The organism is Sphingopyxis sp., assembly GCF_016463645.1.
In the GTDB taxonomy this organism is placed as follows: domain Bacteria; phylum Pseudomonadota; class Alphaproteobacteria; order Sphingomonadales; family Sphingomonadaceae; genus Sphingopyxis.
This window is the reverse complement of record NZ_JAEMQX010000001.1, coordinates 112,446-132,694: the sequence shown is the minus strand read 5'-3', so window position 1 is coordinate 132,694 and position 20,249 is coordinate 112,446. Positions and strand designations below refer to the sequence as shown.

17 protein-coding genes are annotated in these 20,249 nt (G+C 63.0%); 9 read left to right on the top strand and 8 right to left on the bottom strand.

Annotated features, from left to right (window positions below; genetic code table 11):
* Nucleotides 1–546 precede the first annotated feature (546 nt).
* Entirely contained in the window at nucleotides 547–1,035 is a 489-nt protein-coding gene (locus JHC57_RS00620; RefSeq protein WP_215353418.1) for a TIR domain-containing protein, read from the top strand.
* A gap of 2 nt (nucleotides 1,036–1,037) precedes the next feature.
* Nucleotides 1,038–1,550 (top strand): toll/interleukin-1 receptor domain-containing protein, encoded by a 513-nt coding sequence (locus JHC57_RS00615; protein WP_215353417.1) that lies wholly within the window; start codon nucleotides 1,038–1,040, stop codon nucleotides 1,548–1,550.
* A 26-nt stretch (nucleotides 1,551–1,576) separates the two neighbouring features.
* Here the strand turns inward: JHC57_RS00615 and JHC57_RS00610 are convergent, their stop codons facing one another.
* The 3 genes from JHC57_RS00610 to JHC57_RS00600 are packed head-to-tail and all read right to left on the bottom strand — an operon-like array spanning nucleotide 1,577 to nucleotide 5,836.
* Nucleotides 1,577–2,704: a hypothetical protein gene (locus JHC57_RS00610; protein ID WP_294027783.1), complete on the bottom strand. Its 1,128-nt coding sequence runs from the start codon at nucleotides 2,702–2,704 to the stop codon at nucleotides 1,577–1,579.
* A 19-nt stretch (nucleotides 2,705–2,723) separates the two neighbouring features.
* Entirely contained in the window at nucleotides 2,724–3,911 is a 1,188-nt protein-coding gene (locus tag JHC57_RS00605) for a hypothetical protein (protein WP_215353415.1), read from the bottom strand.
* Nucleotides 3,912–3,952: 41 nt separating this feature from the next.
* Nucleotides 3,953–5,836 (bottom strand): S8 family serine peptidase, encoded by a 1,884-nt coding sequence (locus JHC57_RS00600; RefSeq protein ID WP_294027781.1) that lies wholly within the window; start codon nucleotides 5,834–5,836, stop codon nucleotides 3,953–3,955.
* 233 nt (nucleotides 5,837–6,069) lie between these two features.
* Between JHC57_RS00600 and JHC57_RS00595 the strand changes: the two genes are divergently transcribed.
* Genes JHC57_RS00595 through JHC57_RS00585 form a run of 3 tightly spaced genes read left to right on the top strand, consistent with a single transcriptional unit; the run spans nucleotide 6,070 to nucleotide 9,021 of the window.
* Nucleotides 6,070–7,167 (top strand): DUF2235 domain-containing protein, encoded by a 1,098-nt coding sequence (locus tag JHC57_RS00595; RefSeq protein WP_215353413.1) that lies wholly within the window; start codon nucleotides 6,070–6,072, stop codon nucleotides 7,165–7,167.
* Between the two features lie 43 nt (nucleotides 7,168–7,210).
* A complete protein-coding gene (locus JHC57_RS00590) occupies nucleotides 7,211–8,371 on the top strand; it encodes a toll/interleukin-1 receptor domain-containing protein (protein WP_215353412.1) in 1,161 nt (386 codons plus the stop codon).
* A 2-nt stretch (nucleotides 8,372–8,373) separates the two neighbouring features.
* A complete protein-coding gene (locus JHC57_RS00585; RefSeq protein ID WP_215353411.1) occupies nucleotides 8,374–9,021 on the top strand; it encodes a hypothetical protein in 648 nt (215 codons plus the stop codon).
* A 45-nt stretch (nucleotides 9,022–9,066) separates the two neighbouring features.
* On the opposite strand, the gene JHC57_RS00580 is transcribed toward JHC57_RS00585, so the two are convergent.
* From JHC57_RS00580 to JHC57_RS00560, 5 genes are all read right to left on the bottom strand, one after another.
* Entirely contained in the window at nucleotides 9,067–9,561 is a 495-nt protein-coding gene (locus JHC57_RS00580) for a hypothetical protein (protein ID WP_215353410.1), read from the bottom strand.
* 12 nt (nucleotides 9,562–9,573) lie between these two features.
* Entirely contained in the window at nucleotides 9,574–10,530 is a 957-nt protein-coding gene (locus JHC57_RS00575; RefSeq protein WP_215353409.1) for a toll/interleukin-1 receptor domain-containing protein, read from the bottom strand.
* Between the two features lie 620 nt (nucleotides 10,531–11,150).
* Nucleotides 11,151–11,507 (bottom strand): HigA family addiction module antitoxin, encoded by a 357-nt coding sequence (locus JHC57_RS00570; protein WP_215353408.1) that lies wholly within the window; start codon nucleotides 11,505–11,507, stop codon nucleotides 11,151–11,153.
* A 47-nt stretch (nucleotides 11,508–11,554) separates the two neighbouring features.
* Complete coding sequence (locus JHC57_RS00565; protein ID WP_215353407.1) at nucleotides 11,555–13,063, bottom strand: hypothetical protein; 1,509 nt, start codon at nucleotides 13,061–13,063, stop codon at nucleotides 11,555–11,557.
* A gap of 111 nt (nucleotides 13,064–13,174) precedes the next feature.
* On the bottom strand, nucleotides 13,175–14,869 hold the full coding sequence (locus JHC57_RS00560; RefSeq protein ID WP_215353406.1) for a hypothetical protein: 1,695 nt from the start codon (nucleotides 14,867–14,869) through the stop codon (nucleotides 13,175–13,177).
* On the opposite strand from JHC57_RS00560, the gene JHC57_RS00555 reads away from it, so the two are divergent.
* From JHC57_RS00555 to JHC57_RS00540, 4 genes are all read left to right on the top strand, one after another.
* Nucleotides 14,869–15,165: a hypothetical protein gene (locus JHC57_RS00555; RefSeq protein ID WP_215353405.1), complete on the top strand. Its 297-nt coding sequence runs from the start codon at nucleotides 14,869–14,871 to the stop codon at nucleotides 15,163–15,165. The genes JHC57_RS00560 and JHC57_RS00555 overlap by 1 nt on opposite strands.
* Nucleotides 15,166–15,220: 55 nt before the next feature.
* Complete coding sequence (locus JHC57_RS00550) at nucleotides 15,221–17,515, top strand: TonB-dependent receptor (RefSeq protein ID WP_294027776.1); 2,295 nt, start codon at nucleotides 15,221–15,223, stop codon at nucleotides 17,513–17,515.
* Complete coding sequence (locus tag JHC57_RS00545) at nucleotides 17,515–19,023, top strand: alkaline phosphatase D family protein (RefSeq protein ID WP_215353403.1); 1,509 nt, start codon at nucleotides 17,515–17,517, stop codon at nucleotides 19,021–19,023. The genes JHC57_RS00550 and JHC57_RS00545 overlap by 1 nt, the downstream gene beginning before the upstream one ends.
* 143 nt (nucleotides 19,024–19,166) lie before the next feature.
* On the top strand, nucleotides 19,167–20,237 hold the full coding sequence (locus JHC57_RS00540) for a DUF2855 family protein (RefSeq protein WP_215353402.1): 1,071 nt from the start codon (nucleotides 19,167–19,169) through the stop codon (nucleotides 20,235–20,237).
* Nucleotides 20,238–20,249 lie beyond the last annotated feature (12 nt).

The following is a 20,249-nucleotide window of genomic DNA, read 5'->3' as shown; positions in this document are numbered from 1 at the left end:
CCGTCGGAGCCGCGATGGGGTGGCAAGGGCCGTAGCGCGGCTAAGGCTGGCTTGCGACGCGCCGGGCCACGCCCAAGGCTGTGCGCTACCCCAGCGCCACGACGGAGGGAAGGGCCGACAAGAGCGCCGCGCGGTTGCGCGCGGGCCGCGTGGGGCCGACGGCCCACCCGCCAGGAGATCGTCACCGAATGGCCAGGACGCCGCAACGCGGCCCGGGGACGGCGCCGCCGCCACCGGCCTAGAGCCCTGGTCGCGTCCTTGGCGCGAGACGCCTGAATGTTGCAGCCGGCGGCTCCATCCATCGATGTGATGATGGCGACCTGGTCGAACGTCTCGCCATCCCCTTTTTCGCATTGGCGCGGATGGGCGCAGCGACATCCCTGGAAATTGTCGGCGCCCGAACTATCTCCCAATCGGATATAATTTGACTTAAAGGCTCCATTGATGCTGTCGGCGAGCGGTCCATATCGCTATCATCGGCCCCTTGAAGGCTGACGCGGATCGCTATCTGGTCATTCGGTGGCGCGTAAAAATAGTGGGGGCGACATGGCACGTCGGGTATTTTTCAGTTTTCACTATGCGCGCGATGTGCGCCGCATTCAGCAAGTTCGGCAGAGCTGGGTCGTCAGGCCCGAGGGCGAAGCGCAGCCCTTCTACGACAAGGCCGAGTTCGAGGAAGCGAAGCGGCGCGCGGGCGGTATCGAAAACTGGATCGAGCAGCAGCTCAAGGGCACGTCGGTGACGGTTGTGCTGTTTGGTGCCCAGACCTATGATCGCCCTTGGGTCAAGCACGAGATCAAGCGCAGCTACGAGCTGGGCAAGGGACTGCTCGCGATCGACCTGTTCGGCGTGAAAGACCCGCAGACGGGTATCGATGTGCCGGGGCGCAATCCGCTCGACCACTGGAGCATCGACCGCGGCGGCATCAAAACCGCTTTTTCGAAAATCTATCCGACCTACAGCTGGGTGGGCGACGACGGGTATCACAATATGCCCGCATGGATCGAGGCGGCCGCCAAGGCAGCGGGCCGCTAGCAATGGCGATTGATCTGTCGACGCTTACCGAAGCCTCCACGCGCTTTCGGGTCCATGTCACCAAGGCCATGGTCGAGGAAGCGCGGACCCGAAACGCCAAGACTGTCTTTCTCTGCCACAGCCACAAGGACGAGCAATATGTCAAAGGCTTCGTCCAGCTGCTGAATGATGCCGGCTGGGACGCCTATGTCGACTGGATGGACCATGACATGCCGCCGCGTCCAAACCGCAAAACCGCCGAGAATATCCAGCGACGGATCAAGCAATCGACCTATTTCATGTTTCTGGCGACGCCCAATGCCATGAAGTCACGCTGGTGCCCTTGGGAAATCGGCTACGCCGATGGCGTCAAGCAATCGGACCGAATCTTCGTCGCCGCGACTAGGGACGGAGGGGGAATCCATGGCAACGAATATCTCGATCTCTATCGAAGGGTGAATTTTTCCGAAGGAAGAAGGCTCAAAGCTTGGCAACCAGGCGACACTGAGCATGGCGTCGAAATCGCATCGCTTTAGGGGAACAATCGTTTTGCCCCTCGCGATCAACGAGAGCCTGATGGTTGCTCGCCTGCGATGGCTTTGACGATCCGCCGCCGCGATTGGGCGCAGGCAAGCAGCGCCGCCGCTTCGCCAGACTGGTCGATCCAATCGAAAAAGCGTTGGGCGCTAAAGCGGGTCGTTGTTCGGTCGCGGCAATTCTGCAGAAAGAGAAACTGCACTTTTTGCAGGGGGTCGGCGGCATAGACACCGAAGGGCGCCGCCACCACCGTCGCGTCGGGAAAGCCAAGCATCGCGATCGCTTGGCTTTCGGTGGCACCTTTCTGGCAACCGATCACATGAACGGGGCCCGCCGCGGCTGCGAGCGCCGCCTCATATTCGAAGTCGCGTAAAAACGGTTGGCCGACGAGCTCGCGCGCCGCGGCAATTGTTAAAGCCGCCGGGATCGCGTGGACCGCGAACAGCACGGCTTTTCCCGCGACCGGTAATTCGACGCGGTTTCCCGCGCGCTTGCCACCAGGCCGCGCGGCAAAACAGTCGGCGAGCGTGTCGACCATTAGCGCCTGGCGATCGCGAAAGTTGAGACTGCTCCACTGCAGCGCCTCGCCGGTGTGGAACTTGCCCTTGCGCGCCTCGCGCACGCCCAAGCGCGCGAGTGATTGAACTGCGTCGAAGACGGCTTCGCGAATCCGCTCGAGGGCGTCGTCGCGGGTTCGTACCGAACCGCCACGAAAGAAGTTCTGGGTCTGGAGATACTCTCGGAACCGCGCATTGCGCGCGATCTGCGAAGGATCTTTAGGATTGTCGGCGATGTCGGGGAGCGCAACGAGGCGAACCTTGCCCGCCGTCGTTGCCACGCCGCGCATCAATTCGGCATGGCAGATGCCGATATCCGATGCTCCCGCCGCCCAGCCGGCGTTCCCATTGCTCAGCACAACGACGATGTCGGCTTCGTCGACCTGACCGAGGCAAATGTCGATCGAATCGCCCGCGGCGTCGCCGGGCGGGGCATCCTCGTTGATCCAAACCTCGAACATCGGTTTCCCGAAGAGGCGCACGGCTTCGAGTTCGCGCTTCGCTGCGCGGCGCAAATCGCTGAGCGGCGACCCGCCCTCGGGAAACGGGTCGTTGCAGCGGCTCGATATCATCACGCGAAGCTTTTTGTCGGGCATCTACGACTCCATGTTAGGATCAGCGGGGCGGCGGATGGCGAACAACGAAATTCTTCTGTTTCGACAAATAGGGCGCGACGCCTTGCGTCGCGGGATCGAACAGGCGGGGCTTGTGCTTCTTCTCCCATTCCTGCGCGCGCACCTTGTCGATGTCGGCGGGCGGATATGTCAGCTCGACGATCGTCTTTGCGCCGGCGCGCGCCACCGCCAGATATTCGAATGTTTCGCGGTCGGGATTTTCATGCTTGCCGTCGCCCGAAAAGACGTAGTGCTCGGCCGGGAACATCGCAAAGCATTCGGCGCTGTTGTTTCGGTCGCTGCCGTGATGCGGCACCTTGAAAATGTTGACCGACAAGGGTTGCGACTTGCTGGCGAGACCGAAGGCTGCGGCCGCTTCCATCATCTTGTCGCCGCGTGCGTCGCCGGTGAGAAGGAATCGCTTTTTCTCCTTTTCGACGAGGAGGACAATGCTCGACAAATTGGCGACCGACGTGTCGGTGAAGCTCGCGAGCAGCGATGCAGGGGTCGCTTGGCCCTTGTTCCGCGCCTTGAGCCAGGCTGCGAAATCCTTTCGCAAAGCGTCGAGTTCGGTCTTTCGCGGGCCGAGAAGCCGGATCGACAGCCCGTCGATGTCGAGCGGCGCGGCGCTATGCGCCTCGATCGCTTTACCCTTAAATTCGGGGTTAATCGCGATGCCGAGCGCCTTGGCCTGGGTAAGCAAATTATAGCCTTGGGCAATGCTCGCAAGCACCATTCCGAGGTCCTCGGCGCCCTCCTTCGTGGCCTCGGGCGCTATGGCGCCGAGGCTGGCGATGATGGCATCGCCCGCCCCGGCGAGCGCGGCAACGTCACCGCTTTTGGTGTCGACGAGACTCAGAAAGCTGTTGTGCCACAGGCGATCGACCCGAAAATCGGGCTTATGCGTGCCCCCCTGCGCCGCGATATCGTCGAAGAGCGCCTCGATGCCGTTGATATGGTCATCATCGATGTGGCTAACGATTATGAGGTCGATGACGAGCGGATCGGACTTGCCGATCGCGCCTTCGGCGATCCGCTCCTTGCGTAGTTCGAGCAAGCGCGGCTTGAGCGACTGTTTGTAAACGCCAGCGGGACCGCCGTCGATCAGGATCAGGCGCTTATGTCCATTCTCCTCATGGTGGAGGAGCAGGCAATCGCCCTTGGCGGCAGGCAGGACCTCGAGTTCCATATTTTCCCCCTCTCCCTTTTCGCAACCGCAACCTCACCACCCTAGACCCGCTGCATTGCGCGCAAGATATCGAGCATGCCCGCCCCCTGGAAACTGCGCTCGCGTCCGAGATCGGTGCAGCTTTCGCACAGGATCGCCTTGATCTCGGCGGCGCGGCCGAGGAACTCGGGGTTGCGCGCCATCAGCATCGCCGCCGCGCCGCTGACGTGCGGCGCGGCCATGCTCGTGCCGCTGAGAGCGTCCTCGCTCGGGCCGGGGATCATGCTCCATATTTTCTCCCCGGGCGCGACCAGATCAGGTTTCTGGCGACCGTCGCCCGTGGGCCCGCGGCTCGAGAAGAAGCTGACGCCATAGCTGTGGGGCGAGGTGCGATGCGTTGCACCGACGGTGATCACCGCCTCGGCGTTGCCCGGGTCGGTGATACTCGACGGTGCGTAGGATTCGAACGCGCCGCCATCGCTAAGATGGTAACTTTGAAAGCCGTGATTGCCGGCGGCCGCAACGACGACCACACCCGAAGCAACGAGCTTGCTCGCCTCTTCGCAAACAGGGGTTCGGCCGCATGCATAATTACGCACATCGTGGCGAATCGAGAGGCTGATATTGGCGCCATGAATTTCGGTGTGATAGGATCTTGCGTTGAGATAACGGATGAACTGCAAGGCGCCGACGAGCGCAAATTCGCTATCGCCGCCGCCTCCGGTCACGACACGGAAATCATAGAGACGGATATCGGGACACACCCCGCGCTGCGCAGTCGGTGCCCCGCCTGCGAAGTCGGCCGCATCCCAGCCGCCGCCGATGATCCCCGCGACATGCGTACCGTGCGGGTGCGCCGGCACGCCGGGCGAGGCCTCGAGAACATATTTCTCGGCGCGCATCCAGTCGATGGGCCTACGCTCGCGTGCGTCCTGCGCGAGCGATAACAGATCTTTTATGACCAAGCCGAGCGGCAGGCCGCTGCTTTCGGCGAGGAACTGCGCATTGTCGCGGAGGATGTCGCCATTATAAAGATGATCGACGAGCACGGCGCGGCGAAGCTGCGTAAAATCATAGGTGGCAACGACCCGGCTGTTTGGCGGATCGCGCAAATCCTTGAAGGCGGGATGGCTCGCATCGATCCCCGTGTCGAGGACCGCCCAGGCAAGCCGCTCGCAGTTCACAGAAAAAAGCGTCGCGGCCGCGTCGCCCTTGATCGCCGGCACCGAGCGGTCGATCGCGAGCTCGACCGGGCGGTTCAGCGATACCGCGAATATATCATAATCGCTGCCTAGGCCGATGGGGCGCAGCCGCACCAGATGCTCGCCAATCTCGCCGGCAAGCGCCGCGATCGCCTCAATGTCGGCGCGGCGATAAAAGTCGGCGGGCGTCCCGATTTCGGCAGCGTCGGCGGCCTCGGCGCCTTCGGCCCATAGCAGCGATGCCAGCACGCGCAGCGTCGCGGCGAGACGTTCGATCCCGGGAGGCGTCTCGATGGTCGCGCTTTCCCAACCGCGTCTGCGGCGCAGCTCGTGCAGTTGCCGCGCGACGCGCTCCTCCACGCGCGCTGCGACACCATCGTCGGCAGCGAGACCAAGCGACCGTGCCCAGCGGGTGAAAGGCAGCAGCGAATAGGCAAGTTCCTTGATGCGCAGGCGGGCCGCCACAAGACCTTCGACGAAGGACAGGCCGTAGCCGAGCCGATGGCCGGCGTCGCCGAAGCCGGGGCGCTCGGGCGTATCGTAAAGTCGCGCGGCGATGCGCGCCGCGACAAGCCCGGTGGGCGTGTCGCGATAGGCCTCGACCAGGAGATCGAGCGCTTCGCCTGGCGCCCCGGCATAGCCCGCCCAGACGTCGCTGCGGACCGGCGAATCCTGCACGAGACGCCCATCAGCGTCGGGACCAAGAACGAGGCTGTTGACCACCTCGCGACCCAGAATGATCATGTCCCCTCCCGTCACGGCCGCGCGAGCATCGATGCGGCGCGAACACGCGACACGCCGAACATGCTCGAAGGTGCGAGGGCCGTACCCGGCTGTCAAACATTATCGCATCGGCTTTGGTAAGGATTGCCGGGGCGGGCGCACGCTACCGATAAATAGCATATCGGGGAAGATTGCGCTTTGCAGCGCGCGGCCATGAGCTATCGTGCCGGTCTCGAAAATCAGGGAGAGGGCCTGTGGAGGGCAAGCGGCCGCGTAACGTCATTGTCTGCTGCGACGGCACGTCGAACCAGCCGGCAAAACACCAAACCAATGTCGCACGCCTGGTCTACGCACTCGAAAAGGACTTCGAGACGCAGCATGTCTATTATCAGCCGGGCCTTGGAACGCGCGCGTCGCCCGGTTTCCCGCTTCCCGTCGGCAATTTTCTGGCGCGGGTTGGGGGCATGGCGTTCGGCTATGGGATCAAAGACGACCTGCGCGACGCCTATGTGTTCATCATGAACCATTGGCGGCCAGGCGACCAGCTCTTCCTGTTCGGATTCAGCCGCGGCGCCTATACCGTCCGTATCCTCGCTGCCCTGCTCTCCACTTACGGCGTTCCGATGCCCGGCAACGAGGCGCTTCTACCCTATGCGATCAAGATGTTCTGGCGCGCCAATGGGGCCGAAGGCGCAGCGTTCGACACGGTCATGACGCTCGCTAGGCGTTTCAAGGCCAATCTCTCGATGGCCGAATGCAAGCCCCATTTTGTTGGCGTTTGGGATACGGTGAGTTCGGTCGGCTGGATCGGAACACCCGTGGCGCTACCCTATACGGGCGCCAATCCGGATATCGCGCATATCCGGCATGCGATTGCGCTCGACGAGAAGCGGGCCTTTTTCAGGACAAACCGCTTCCGCCCGCACGCCCGGCAGGATTGTGCGGAAATGTGGTTTCCGGGCGATCATTGCGACGTCGGCGGGGGTCATGCCGAATCGGCATCCGGCCTCAGCAAATATTCGCTCCGCTGGATGGCCGACGAAGCCGCGGCGAAAGGGCTTGGCATCGATAAAGACCGCCTTGCCGACATACTCGGCGAGAGCGAGGGGAGCCATTTCACGCCCGCCTCGCCGAAGGCTGAAATTCACCGCATGCCCTTCTATTGGTGGCCGGCAGAATTTCTTCCCAAGAAGCGCTGGGACAACAAGACCCAGCGAACGACACGCCGCCTCAATCTTTTCCGTCGCCGGCGCCCACCGAAAAACGCGCTGATCCATCCCGTCGCGTGGGATATCGACGGCTATGCCGAACGCCATCTAAAGGACTTCCGTCGTCCAGAGGCGCCGCAATGATGCGGTTGGCATGCGTTCCCTTTTGACGCGAGGAGAGACCGCAATGAGCCATTACGAACTCGCCATTCTCGGTTCGCCCACCGAGGCCGAGCGAGCTGCGCTTGTCCGCGCGATTGCCACGCTCGTCGGCGATTTCGGGATAGAAATCGGTCGCGAGCTGATCCTTCACGACGGCGCTAGCGTGGCCGGGCGCAACCCCCGCGCCGCCTTCGTTGCTGCCTATTTCGGGGGCGTCCCCGCAAGCGATGTCGAAGCGGCGCGGATGCTCGTTGCGCAAAGCGCGCCCGTGATCCCGACCGTGGGGCCAACCCAGGAATTTGGCACCTGCATTCCCGATTTCCTCCAGTCGGCGAACGGGCTTCGCCGGCGGGGTGACGACGAACCGATGCGCGAGCTCGCAGCAGCGCTCCTCGAATGCATCGGCCTGCTTCGTCAGCAGCGGCGTGTCTTCGTGAGCTACCGCCGTACCGAGGCGCGCGCCGCAGCGCTGCAACTCCATGACCTGTTGTCGGCACGCGGGTTCGACGTCTTTCTCGACACGCACGACATTCGACCCGGCGATCCCTTCCAGGAAGTGTTGTGGCACCGCCTTGTCGACTCGGATGTCATGGTCATGCTCGACACACCGACCTATTTCGAGAGCCGCTGGACCCGGCAGGAAATTGGCCGTGCCCGTGCCAAGGAAATCCATGTCCTCCGTGTCATATGGCCAGGGCTCGAGCCGAACCGCATGACGGACCTTGCCGAGACGGTCTACCTCGATGCTGACGAACTGACGGGTTCCGACGGTCCGATCGTCGATACCGCCGCCGATGCGATCTTGCTGCGGGTCGAGGATTTGCGCAGCCGGAGCATTGCCGCGCGCTTCATGTCGATCACTGGCAAGCTCAGGGCCGACATTGTGAAGATTGGGGCCGAGGTGGAGGGAATCGGCGCGCATCGGGCAATCGCGGTGCGCCTGCTCGATCAACGCAAGGTCTGGGCCTATCCGATCGTCGGAATCCCGACCGCTGAAATTTTGAACGATGTGGTAGAAAAGGCGCGGCGCGCCGAGCAGCAGGGCATACCGGTGCTCGTTTACGACCATATTGGAATCCGGCAGGCCTGGACGGCGCATCTGAAGTGGCTCGACGAACAGATTGCGGCCGTGCGCGCGATCAAGGTGTCCGACGCCGGTTGGGAACTGGCAGGATGGGAGGCTTGAAAATGGACGCAATTTTCCTGTCCGCCGGCGTCCCCGATCCGCGGCGCGGTCCCGAATATGCCGCGACCGCCGACACGGTGGCGATTACCGCCGCGGTCTCGGCGCTAGTCTATGTCACGCTCGGACGCCGTCCGCTGATCTGGGGCGGCCATCCTGCGATCACGCCGATGATCTGGGTCATCGCCGAAGACTTGGACCTCGATTACGGACGTTGGGTCGGGCTCTATCAGTCACGCCATTTCAAAGACCAGTTTCCGCAAGACAACGCACGGTTCGGCAATGTCACGCTCACCGACGATATCGCCGGCGATCGCGCGCAAAGCTTGCTGCATATGCGTCGACGGATGTTCAGCGAGCATCGCTTCGCCGCCGCCGTCTTCATCGGCGGCATGAGCGGGATCATCGACGAATATGACCTGTTCCGGGAGCTTCAGCCAGAGGCCGCGATTATCCCGGTGGTCTCGACCGGCGGCGCCACGATCGAAGTCGGCAAGCGGCTCGATGCGTTCGCACCCGATCTCGCCGACGATCCCGACTATGTCGCGCTCTTTCACCGCCACCTGGGCATTTCGGCCAGGGAGCGGCGTTTCGACACCCCGGATGCGCAACCGCGCGCTATCGAAGCGCGCTATTGGCGGCCGCCGGAATGAACCGCGAGCCGTCCCCGCTTTCTACGGCTGACGACCGGGCACGGGTCAGTCCGAACCGCCATATCGCATCAGGATTTTTTCCTCGTCGCCGTCGCCAACCACCAACGACCAGTCCGAAAAGCCGAGCCATCCATCGGGCAGCGATGTGGCGGCCTGCATGCCGCTGGCGAGGTCGATCGTGGCTCGGCCAATCCCGCGCTCGAACGGAGCGATGACGAAGCAAGAATGGCCCGCCACGAGGAGTTGCCCCTTGAAAGACTGCCCGATATAGGGGCTGGCCGCTGCGGCGACGGGATCCACGCGCACGGCCACAGGGGGCAGCAATGCGACGGGTTCGCTGTCACTTGGAAGCTGAAGAAACGGCCCGCTCTGATCGGGACGGTCGAAAACGGGTTCCCAGCGATCCGGCGCCCGGCCATCGCCTGCCGCCGCTCCGACGCAGAGCGCGAGCCAGCGCCCGCCAGCATAATCGGACCGAACATAAAATTGTCCCGGTTTTAGCGCGGCGGGATAAACGACGCCGACAATTCCTCGCAGCATCGCTCGATCTCCCTAGCGCTGCAGCGGCCGGATGAAGGCCGCCCAAAACATCTCCGACGCCCCCTCGAAAGTGAGCTTCGCGGCGGGGTCACGGCCGACGTTCATACTCATCGCGCGAAGAAAGCAGCTTTGATCGTCGGCCTCGACATGGAGGCATTCGCTAAAGCTGTTGGTATCGCTCGTCTGGCCTTCGAGGAAATGAATTGCCCGGCCCAGCATGCCGCCCATGAAAATCGTGCAGCGCGCCGCCGCCGCGCCATCGCGATAAATCGTCGCAAAAAACCGATCGGCATCGATACGGCGGACACTTCCCTCGATTCCCTGATTGCGCCGTCCTAGTTCGTCGAGCGATGTTTCGAAAAACCGCACCATATAATCGAAGGCACGGTGCAGGAACTCATCCTTGTCGCGGTCGGAAAATGTCTTGGCGAGTGCCAGATTACTCGACCGCGGCGCCTCGGGCACGACGGCGCTTCTCCCCGACGGCAAAACCGACCGCATCGCCGGGCTTTCACGTGTAGCCATTTGCGGCGCAAGCGACGCCGCCGCGGTGCGAATGGCGTTGGCAACCTCGAGAAATGCCTGGTCACGGTCAGGCCAGAGCGTCACCGGCTTGCCATCGGTGGGAACGGCAAGGAGCTTGCCGAACGGCGCATGTTTCCAATCGCAGGCCCGTAGAATGACGGGAAGCACCACGGCTTCGCCTGCTTCGTGGCGCTCCATGGCGCGCATCATCTCGACTTCGTAGCAATAATCCGAGGCGAGAAAATCAGGGCTCACGAGAAGGAGAAGGATATCATCCTCTTCGACATGCGCGCCGATGACCTTGTCGAACGCGGTTCCCGGCTCGATCTTCCGATCATGCCATGTCTCGATGATGCCCTGACGTTGGAGCATCGCCAGTTGCGTCTGCAACTCGTCGCGCAACGCCTCGTCGCGATGGGAATAGGAAAAGAACAGCGTCGCCACGTGCAAAACTCCTTTCCCCGGCCTTTAGCGTTCCGTATCTGTTCCAACAAGCAGGATATAAAAACCCCCATTCCAGTTCACGAGAAGTGCCTGCGCTGGAAACTGGCAGTCAGGGACACGACAAAACCGCGTTCGGAATTATCGTCGACGGATCGACGCTTGTGAAGCTGGGGTGGAATCGCACGCCCTCGGCCGAATTAGCGTCCGCCACAGTGGCCGGCCCCGCGACGACGGTGCTAATCATGGTCAGGGACAGCAAACGCTTTACCAAATCCTGAGGCTGGGGGTTCGGACGATTTCTCAGCTGCTAGCCTACCGATGAGGCCCAGTACCAAGCCTGCTCCGCCTATCACGAAGTTAAGGTGTCCGACCGGGACTGGGTGTTTACTCGCTATAGTGAATAGTCAGAGCGTCGATGTTGATGTGGCTCCGGGCGGATCGTTGTCACCTGTCGCTGGCCAAGCGTCTACGAGCGCAGCCGTCCGCTTTACGCGACCGCTGCCACCCGCCAGTCCAAAATCGGCCATGGGCGTACCTTAGGGCGGCAGGCTGCAGAGTGAAGAGTGCAGCGTTTTGTTTGAGCACCAAATTGGAATGCTGATCGAGAGGAGTCGCTTGGCCTACGTTTCGTCGGCTTCCGCAAACAACTCCTCGAAGGGCGCGATGACTTGCTCTTGTGTTTGTGGCTGCCGGAGAATGGCAAGTGCTGCGATCTCAGCACCGAAGCGCTTGCGCGCCGCAGCAAGATCGACGTCGCGCTGCAGGTTCAGCCAGAGGTCGGGCGTCGTCCCAAGTACATGACCCAAGCGGAGCGCCATCGGCGCGGTGACGGCGCGCTTGTCATTGAGGAGTTCATTGACGCTCAGGCGCGAAACGCCGAGCGCCGAAGCGAGTTCATCCTGCTTGACGCCGCCCATTTCGAGAATGTGCTTGCGCAAGACAGTGCCGACGGACTCAACTTCGGCTTCGCTCGACATGAAAACTCCTGGTCTAGAAACGCTCGAGGCTGGGGTTGACGATGCGGTCAAGCTCGTCGTCCCATTCGAAACTGATCGCCCACCGGCCATGAACCGGCGCGGCGAACCGGCCGTCCTTCAAAAGGGCGACCTTGGTGAAGACGCCGATGTCGGACCAACTGGCGGCGGCCGTCAGCAGGCGCATAAGGCGGTGCGCGTTCCGGACGACCGGCAAAGGCAGTTCGGGACACGCGGCGGTGGTAAAGATGCGCGCAAGGCGCGGGTCGGGGATATCCATATTCATTCACTCCAGGGACCTGATTGATCGATGCGCGGCAAAGCGCTTGGCGATCCAGGGCTAGAGGTGGCGAGACGCCGGTATGGATGTCGAAGATTCGGATACGTTCGAATGTGTTTCGCCCGTCCGGTCGGGCAACGGCGCGTACAAGACGATGCTGTCCAATGACGAGCGCGACCTGTTCGAAAATGTCGCGAACGAATGCTTCGATCGTTTCGGCCGAGCGATCGCCCATCTTGCTGATGCGCGCGAGGACATTGTCAAACAGCCGCTCGGTCAGGCGGAGATCTAGACCCATCCGCTGGATCATGCCGAACGACTTAAGCGGCGGCGCCGGCTTGCGCAGCGCCGAGCGGGTCGTCTGATTGACGGCGACCTGGCGATTGAGGAAGTTGCTCAGATAATAGATGGACCAAACCCGCGGGGCGCCCATCCTCGCCTGCACGCCGATCGCCGCCGGATCGACCGCGTTCAGCGCGGTCTCGCGAAAGTCATTCCAGGATTGTTCGCGTTCGGCAAAAACCGACTTGCGTAGCTCCGCCGGTTTGCTGCCGTCACTTGCGGGGGAGGAATTGTCTACATCCGAACCGACCGGTGCGGCGGTCTCGTCGCTTGGAAGCGGCGGTTTGCAAAGGTAGCGATATCCGCTGACACCGTGGGTCTCGGCTTGACGCAGTAGTGGTAAACGCGGGTTCGACGCATTGCACCGCGCCAACAATGAGACCATTTCTGGCGGCGCTTGCAGCGACGTCGACCAAAGGGTCATTCCCTTGATGCTTGTTGCAGCCGAGCAGGCTTCGGCAACCTCGCGCGCCCTCTCAAGCAGCGCCGACGATGCCGAGTGCTGTCCGTCGCAAACATGGCGAAGCGCCTCGGACGTCCCCAGCATCCTGTTATGACCATCGCAGATATGGTGAATCCGTTCGGTCGCTTTGGTATAGGCGAATGCGCTGGAGCGCGCCCGTTCCAGCGGGTCCTTGAACATCGGCATGAGGAGACGCGACCCGAAGTTGGCAGCTTCCGCCGCCGCCATCTGCGATTCTGTCAACGGCTCGCGCCGTCCCAGCATCTCGCGAAGAATGCTGCGCGCTGTCTTGGCGCTTTCCGCCGGTTCGGATTGTCGCGCGACGTCTTTGGCGAACCCCGCCGTATGCGATGGGTCGTGCGCCACCGGCTCGCGAGAGGAATCGCCTCTGGGCCGCGACGCCGCGATTTCCTTCGCCTTCGCCAAGGCGGCGTCCTCTGTTGCAGAGTCGGGAAAGGCGGTGGGTGACGTCATTTGTATGCTTGTAATGTATAGGATTACGTTTGTCAAGCGGAATCGCTTCGCTGCCAGTCATGGCTTACCATGCTCAAATGGAACCAGGCCTGAACGAAGGTCGGGATTGCCTCAATTTTCCGCTGGCGGCGCGAACCCCCATTGGCGCAGCCGCCTCGCCCGGAGCGGAGACTTGGCGGCGATACGGCCGAGCGCCTGTTCTACCGTGGCCCGGATCTCAGGACGGTCATGTTCGTGGCCACGCGCCATCTGAAGCGCCGTTCGGACAAGGAGAGAGAGGTCGGATCCTTCGGTTCCCTCGAACATCGCCTGATAGGCATCCACGTCAATGCCGGCGAGCAGGGCGAGATCATCATCCTGCCAGGCGCGGCCGTGCGCGATGTCAAGAATGACGGCCTTCGGATCGCGTTCGTCCCGGAACGTCGCGAGCCGCTGCGCGAGCGCCGCGGCGAGCGCCGGATCGGCGGGTTGGTCGGCCGGGAAATGATGATTGAGAATGTTGAAGAAATCGGGATTCTCGGGCTGCGCATCGACATAGGCCTTGGCAATCGCGTCGGCCTGCTGTCCGCGTCCCTGCTCGCGGAGGAAGGCGATCGTGCCATTGATGTTGATCGAGTCTGTAATCGCGAGACTTTCGTGCGCCGCCTTTTCGATGGCGTCGATAACGAAAGCGTCATCCTCGACGAGCGACTCCCTATAGCGTTCCCATGCCTTCGACAGAGGGTTGATGCGGCTGTTGCGCTGCAACTCCTCGTGTAGCTTCGCCGCTTCCGTCCGCAGCCGCTCGGCATCGAAATAGCCCGCCGCGGCGGCATCGAAGATGGCCACATCGAAATCGTCGCTCGCATTGTAGGGCAGGTTCGAGAGTTGGTCGCGCCAGCGTATGAACGCCTCGTCGGGGCCGTTCTCGCGCTCCATCATGGCAGCATGGAGCGAATTATAACCCAGCAGAAACTCCAGCGATGGTGCCTGGCCCGGCTCATAGACGGACCAGCCGCCGAGGAGACAGGCGACGATGCCCTGCGAGATTATGCGCTCGGGCGCGCCGGGAAGCAGGTCGACGAGTTGCAACGCGATCCGCTCGATCTTCTTGATCACCCGGATATTGGTGATTCCGAGCGTAATCACGCCCCGGCGGAGTTCGTCGCTGATCGCGCCATCGCCCGGGATCGCAATTGCCGCGGCCTCGGCCGGCGAGGGCGCGAATATGACGGCGGTGTCGACCACCTTTTCGAGCAGGCGCTGGAACTGATCGAGATCCAAATCTCCCATTGCCCCATCGTTGAGGAGCAGCACGATCTGGCAATTGCGCTGTTCCTTTAGGAAGGAGATCAGTCCCAGCAGGTCGCGCGGAGACAATCCGGCGCCGGCACGTTCGAGATCGTCAATGCAGATGAGTTGATCGCGCACGAGAAAAAAGGCCGAACGCGCGAGCATGTTGCCGATCTCGCCAAAACCGACGGGGCCGAGCGCGGCGCCGAGCCAGCCTCGCGATTTGCGGACAAGGGATTTCCCCGCTTCGAACAGGTCGGCGAGGCTTTCGCTATCCGGACCGCTTATCGCCTTATCCGGTGAAACCCGGCCTTCGAAAATCGCGTGCCGGACCTCGTCGAGCGAGTTCAGTCCGAAGAGTGAGACATAGGAATATTTCTTGGCGTGGAGTTTGCCGCCGGTTTGCGTCTCGCCGAGAATCTGAAGCCAGGCATAGGTCTTCCCGACGCCCCAGCGGCCTTTGATGCAGAGCACCTCGGCCTTCTCGCTCTCGAGAAAGCGCCGAATCTCCTTGATGACGAGCGTAGCAGACATTGTTCCTGTTTATTCACACGATCCGCACCGCCGCTGCAATCGCGACGTCAGCTTTCGCCGATTTCGAACTAAAACTTGTCAGTCCGAAATCGGCCATCACCTCATTATTATTTGTCGACACGAACGTTGGCTTCTTGCCCTACTACCCTGAGGGCAGCAGGACCACAGCCCGTCAAACACTGTTCCAAACGGCTCAAAACTGGCGCTGGAAACTCTCAACGCTACTCGTCCACCGTGACAGTTTAAGTGCCGCCGCGTTGCGCATCTCGCAACGCCGCTCTCCGCTTGAGCAATAACGCTGCGCTCCGCTGCGCTCATAGATTGGGCCCGAAATTCAGGAGGGCAGCTTTGATGAGATATGCGATGTCAGCGGTGGGGGTGGCGATTCTGGCGAGCGGCACGGCGCAGGCGCAGACCGAAACGCGTCCGGACCCCGACAACGAGATCATCGTTACCGGAACGCGCGCGTCGGGCCGTGCGGCGCTCGAATCGTCGGCGCCGGTCGATGTTGTCAGCGGTGACACGATCGCCGACACGGGCTTCCCCGATCTGGGCCGTGCGTTGAACTTTCTGCAGCCATCGGTCAATTTTGCGCGCGCGGCAACGACCGCTACCGCGGCCAATACGAAGCCGGTCACGTTGCGCGGCCTGTCGCCCGACCAGACGCTGGTGCTCGTCAACGGCAAGCGGCGCCATGCCAACGCGGTTCTGAACGTCAATAACAGCATCGGACGCGGGTCGGCGGCAGTTGACCTCGACACCATCCCCGAAAGCGCGATTGAGCGGATCGAGATCCTGCGCGATGGCGCTGCTGCGCAATATGGGTCCGATGCGATCGCCGGGGTCGTCAATATCATCCTCAAGTCCAACGCCAGCGGCGCGAGCGCCGAGTTGTTCGGCAGCGTCACCGAGGAAGGAGATGGCGAAACGGGCCTTGCGAGCGCGAGCGCCGGCCTCGCGCTCGGCGACGGCGGGCATCTCACTGTCAGCGTATCGGCGCGTGCGCAACGTCCCACCAATCGTGCCTTCGTCGATCAGCGGTTCAACCGTGTCACCTATCGCATCGGCGACCCCAAGGCGTCGGTTGCGAGCCTCGCATTGGATACCGCGCTGCCCCTTGGCAACGCGGCCGAAATCTATGGTTTCGGGACATTGACGCGCAAGATTTCGAACAATGGCGCGGGCTTCCGGGTCCCGGGCTTTTCACCGATCTATCCGGACGGCTTCCTCCCCATCATCGAACCGCGGATATGGGACGTCGGGGGCACCGTCGGTGTTCGCGGCGACATCGGCGCTCTGAAGGCCGATCTCAGTCAGAGCTTCGGTTCGAACGAGGCCGATTTCAGCGTCTTCGATACTGCCAACGTCTCGCTGGGCCTCGCCAGCCCGACCCGCTTTAATTCGGGCGGGGTGACCTATCGCCAATATGTCACCGACTTCACGCTCTCGCTGCCGCTCGACGGCGTGCTCGCAGGCGGGAATATCGCGGCAGGGGGACAGTATCGGCATGAATCATACAAGATCAGAAGCGGCGATCCCAATGCCTATTTCGGTACCGGCGCCGATGGTTTTGCGGGGTTCAACCCCCGTAACCCGACGAACGAGAGCCGCAACGCCTGGGCCGCTTTCCTCGATCTCGAACTGCGGCCGGTGGAACAGTTGCTGCTCGGCGGCGCGATCCGCTACGATGATTATGGCGATTTCGGCGGCAAGACGACCTGGCGCGCAACCTCCCGCCTCGAACTGATGGAAGGCGCGGCGATCCGCGCGACTTATGGAACGGGTTTCAAGGCGCCATCGCTGCAGCAGCAGTATTTCAGCGCGGTGCAGGGCGCGCTCAGTGCCGGGCGGCTCGTCACCGTCGGGACGCTGCCGGTCGGGGACCCCGTCGCGCGCGCGCTTGGCGCGAGCGACCTGAAGCCCGAACGGTCGCGCAATTTCACTGCAGGCCTTGTCGTCGGTCCGATCGACGGTTTTTCCTTTACCGCTGATTATTTCCGGATCCGGATCAAGGACCGTATCGCGCTCAGTGAACAGCTCGGCGGCGCGGCGGTTGTGAATATTCTGACCGCGGCGGGTATCACCAATTTCCAGCAGGTCCGCTTCTTCACCAACGCGATCGACACCACGACGCGCGGCGTCGAGCTGACAGCACGGTGGCAGGGGGACTTGGCCCCCGACACGCAACTGTCGCTGACCGCGGGCTATGGCTGGTTCAAGAGCCGGCTCGACACGCTGCGGCCCAACCCGGTCCTGCCCGCGCTGCCGCTGCTCAACATGAAGTCGATCCTGTTCGTGACCGAGGCGCAGCCGAAGTCGAAATTCACCTTTCAGGGCAGTCTGACGCACGGTGCTTTCGACGTCGGGGTCAATGTAGCCGCCTTTGGTACCTACACCTCGCAGCCGCTGACCGCAGTGCAGACCTTCGGCGGCAAGGAGACAGTCGATGTGTCGATGGGCTACAAGATATTCGATGGCGTGCGCGTGGGCCTGGGGGTCCAGAATCTGTTCGACGCACGGCCCGACACGATCGACGATCAGGTGCTGGCGATCGCCGCGACCGGCGGGAGCTTTCCGACCGGCGAGGAAACGCCGATCGGACTCAACGGGCGCACCTGGTATGCCCGGCTGACGGCGCGCTTCTGATGTTCGGGCGGCGCCAGCTTCTCGCCGGGGCGGCATCGCTCGCCGCAACCCGGTTCCTCGCGGCAGCACGCGCGGCGCCGGCGGATCATGTTCCGCACCTGTCTGCCGACCCCTTTGCCCTTGGCGTCGCGTCGGGCGAGCCGGCGACCGACGGTTTCGTTCTGTGGACGCGGGCGTTGGGGCTAATCGGCGATACCCGCCTCGGCTATGAAATCGCCAGCGACGAGGGCTTTCGTAGCATCGTCCGTTCGGGCCGGGTCGATGCGCCGGCGGCGCGCGGCGGCGCGGCGCATCTGGAGGTGCGGGGGTTGCCGCCGGGTCGACCTTTCTTCTATCGCTTCCATCTCGGCGATGCTGTCAGCCGCATCGGCCGGACCGCGACGATGGCGGCTGATCCGCAGCAGCTTCGCCTTGCGCTCACTTCGTGCCAGCATTGGGAACATGGCTGGTTCAGCGCCTATCGCGACATGATCGAGCAAGGCGTCGAAGCGGTGCTGCAGGTTGGCGATTATATCTATGAGAAATCCTTCGGAAGCGGTCCCGACGTTCGTTCGTTCGGTGTGCCCGATCCGCAGACGCTGGGCGATTATCGCGCTCGCCACGCTCTCTATCGCACCGATGCGGATCTCGCCGCAGCGCACGCCGCGATGCCCTTCATCGTCGCCTTCGACGATCATGAGGTCGAAAATGATTATGTCGGCGAGCATGGCGGTGTGACCGCCGAACGCACCGCCTTTCTGCGCCGCCGGGCTGCGGCTTGGCAGGCCTATTTCGAACATATGCCGCTGCGTCCGTCGGCCCTGCTCAGTAACGGCGGACTCCAGCTCTATCGTCGGTTCCGCTGGGGCCGGCTTGCGACGGTCCATATGCTCGATACCCGGCAGCATCGCAGTATCCAGCCCTGTTCGGATACAAAGCGCGGCGGACAGGTCGTGCGGGATTGCGCCGCCGTCGATGACGCCGCTGCGACGGTGCTGGGCGCGCAGCAGGAGGCTTGGCTCGACGCCGGACTGATGCGCGAGACGGCCGGGTGGAGTCTGATCGCTCAGCAGACGCTTTTCGCGCGCCTTGCGCTGCCGCAGGGACCCGACGCCCGCTGGTCCGACATGTGGGACGGCTACGAGGCGGCCCGGATGCGCGCGCTTGCGAGCCTGTCGCGTCCGGCGGTTCGCAACGCCGTGGTGCTGGGCGGCGACGTCCATTCCTTCTGGCTGAACAATATCCTCGCCGACTTCGACGATCCACAATCGAAGGTCGTGGCGAGCGAGGTGGTGACAAGTTGTCTCGCCTCGCGAAGTGGTCCGGCCGCGCTGTTCGATGGTGCGGCGGCGAGGAATTCGCACGTCCGCTTCCATGACAATGCGCATGCCGGATATGCGCTGCTCGACCTTGTTCCGCAGCGGCTCGATGTCGATCTGCGCGCCGTATCGTCGCTCACCGATCCGGCGGCGCAATGCGTCTCGCTTGAGCGGCGATCGATCGAGGCGGGTCGACCCGGCTTCGCCTGACACCGGCCGGAGAACGACGGGCCGGTCATTGCATCCGGTGCAATTGTCGTTCGATTCTGGCCGTTTGATTGCCAGCCCGTCTGCGGCGAACCTGCCCGCCAAGCCATGTCGTGCGACGACGGGCAACGGGCAGGGGAAAGACATTGCACAGTGCCGAAGCCGTCAACCTCGTTGTCGATCGCAGCGGGCCGCTTCCCGGTGACCTCGTCATGGTTCGCGATGCTCCTGCCGCGGTGCTGCAAGACAGGGCTGTGCGGCTCGCGATCGATTGTTTCAGTCTCAGCGCCAATAATCTGACCTATGCGCTCCTCGGCGACCGATTGGGCTATTGGTCGCTCTTCCCCAGGCCGGACCCGTGGGGCATGGTGCCGGCCTGGGGCTTTTCGACCGTCGTCGAGAGCCGCCATGCCGCGGTCGAGGTTGGCGAGCGCCTGTACGGCCTGTGGCCGATGGCGTCGTCGGCGGTACTGGAGCCGGGGCGGGTCAACACCCGGCTGATCGTCGAGAACGCGCCGTCTCGGCGCCCGCTGCCGCCAGCCTATAACAGCTATTTCCGGGTTGATGCCGACCCGATCCATGCGCCCGGTACCGAAGAACGGCAGGCGGTCATCCGTCCGCTGTTCATCACCTCCTTCTTGCTCGACCGGCTGATCGGGCGGACCGGAGCTTGGGGGAGCGACACGGTGATCGTCACCAGCGCGTCGAGCAAGACGGCGCTGGGGCTCGGCTGGCTGTTGCGCCGAAACAGACCGGGGTTGCGGGTCATCGGCCTCACGTCCGAACGCCATCGCGCGGCGGTTGCGGATCTTGGTTTCTTCGACGACGTGGCGACCTACGGCGCGCTGCCCGCGATCACGGGGGCCGCGATCATCGATTTTTCCGGGAATGATGCCGTGCTCGCCAGCCTGCGCGAGCGGTCGCCGCCGGTCCATCTCTGCCGCGTCGGCCTGACGCACGGGCGCGATGAACCCGCCGTGCCCCGCCCCGACGAGCATTTTTTCTTCGCGCCCGACGCGATCATCGCCGTGGCGGCCGAACTGGGGCCGGCCGGCTTCGATGCCGCGCTCGCCAGCGCGACCCGCGATTTCATCGACGCGTCACGCGAATGGCTCGCGATCGACGCGGTGCGCGGCGCGGAGGCCATTCGCGACGTCTGGGCGCGGATTCGCTTCGGCAATGGCGATCCCACCAGGGCGGTCGTTGCATCCTTTTGACCACAAAAGAAA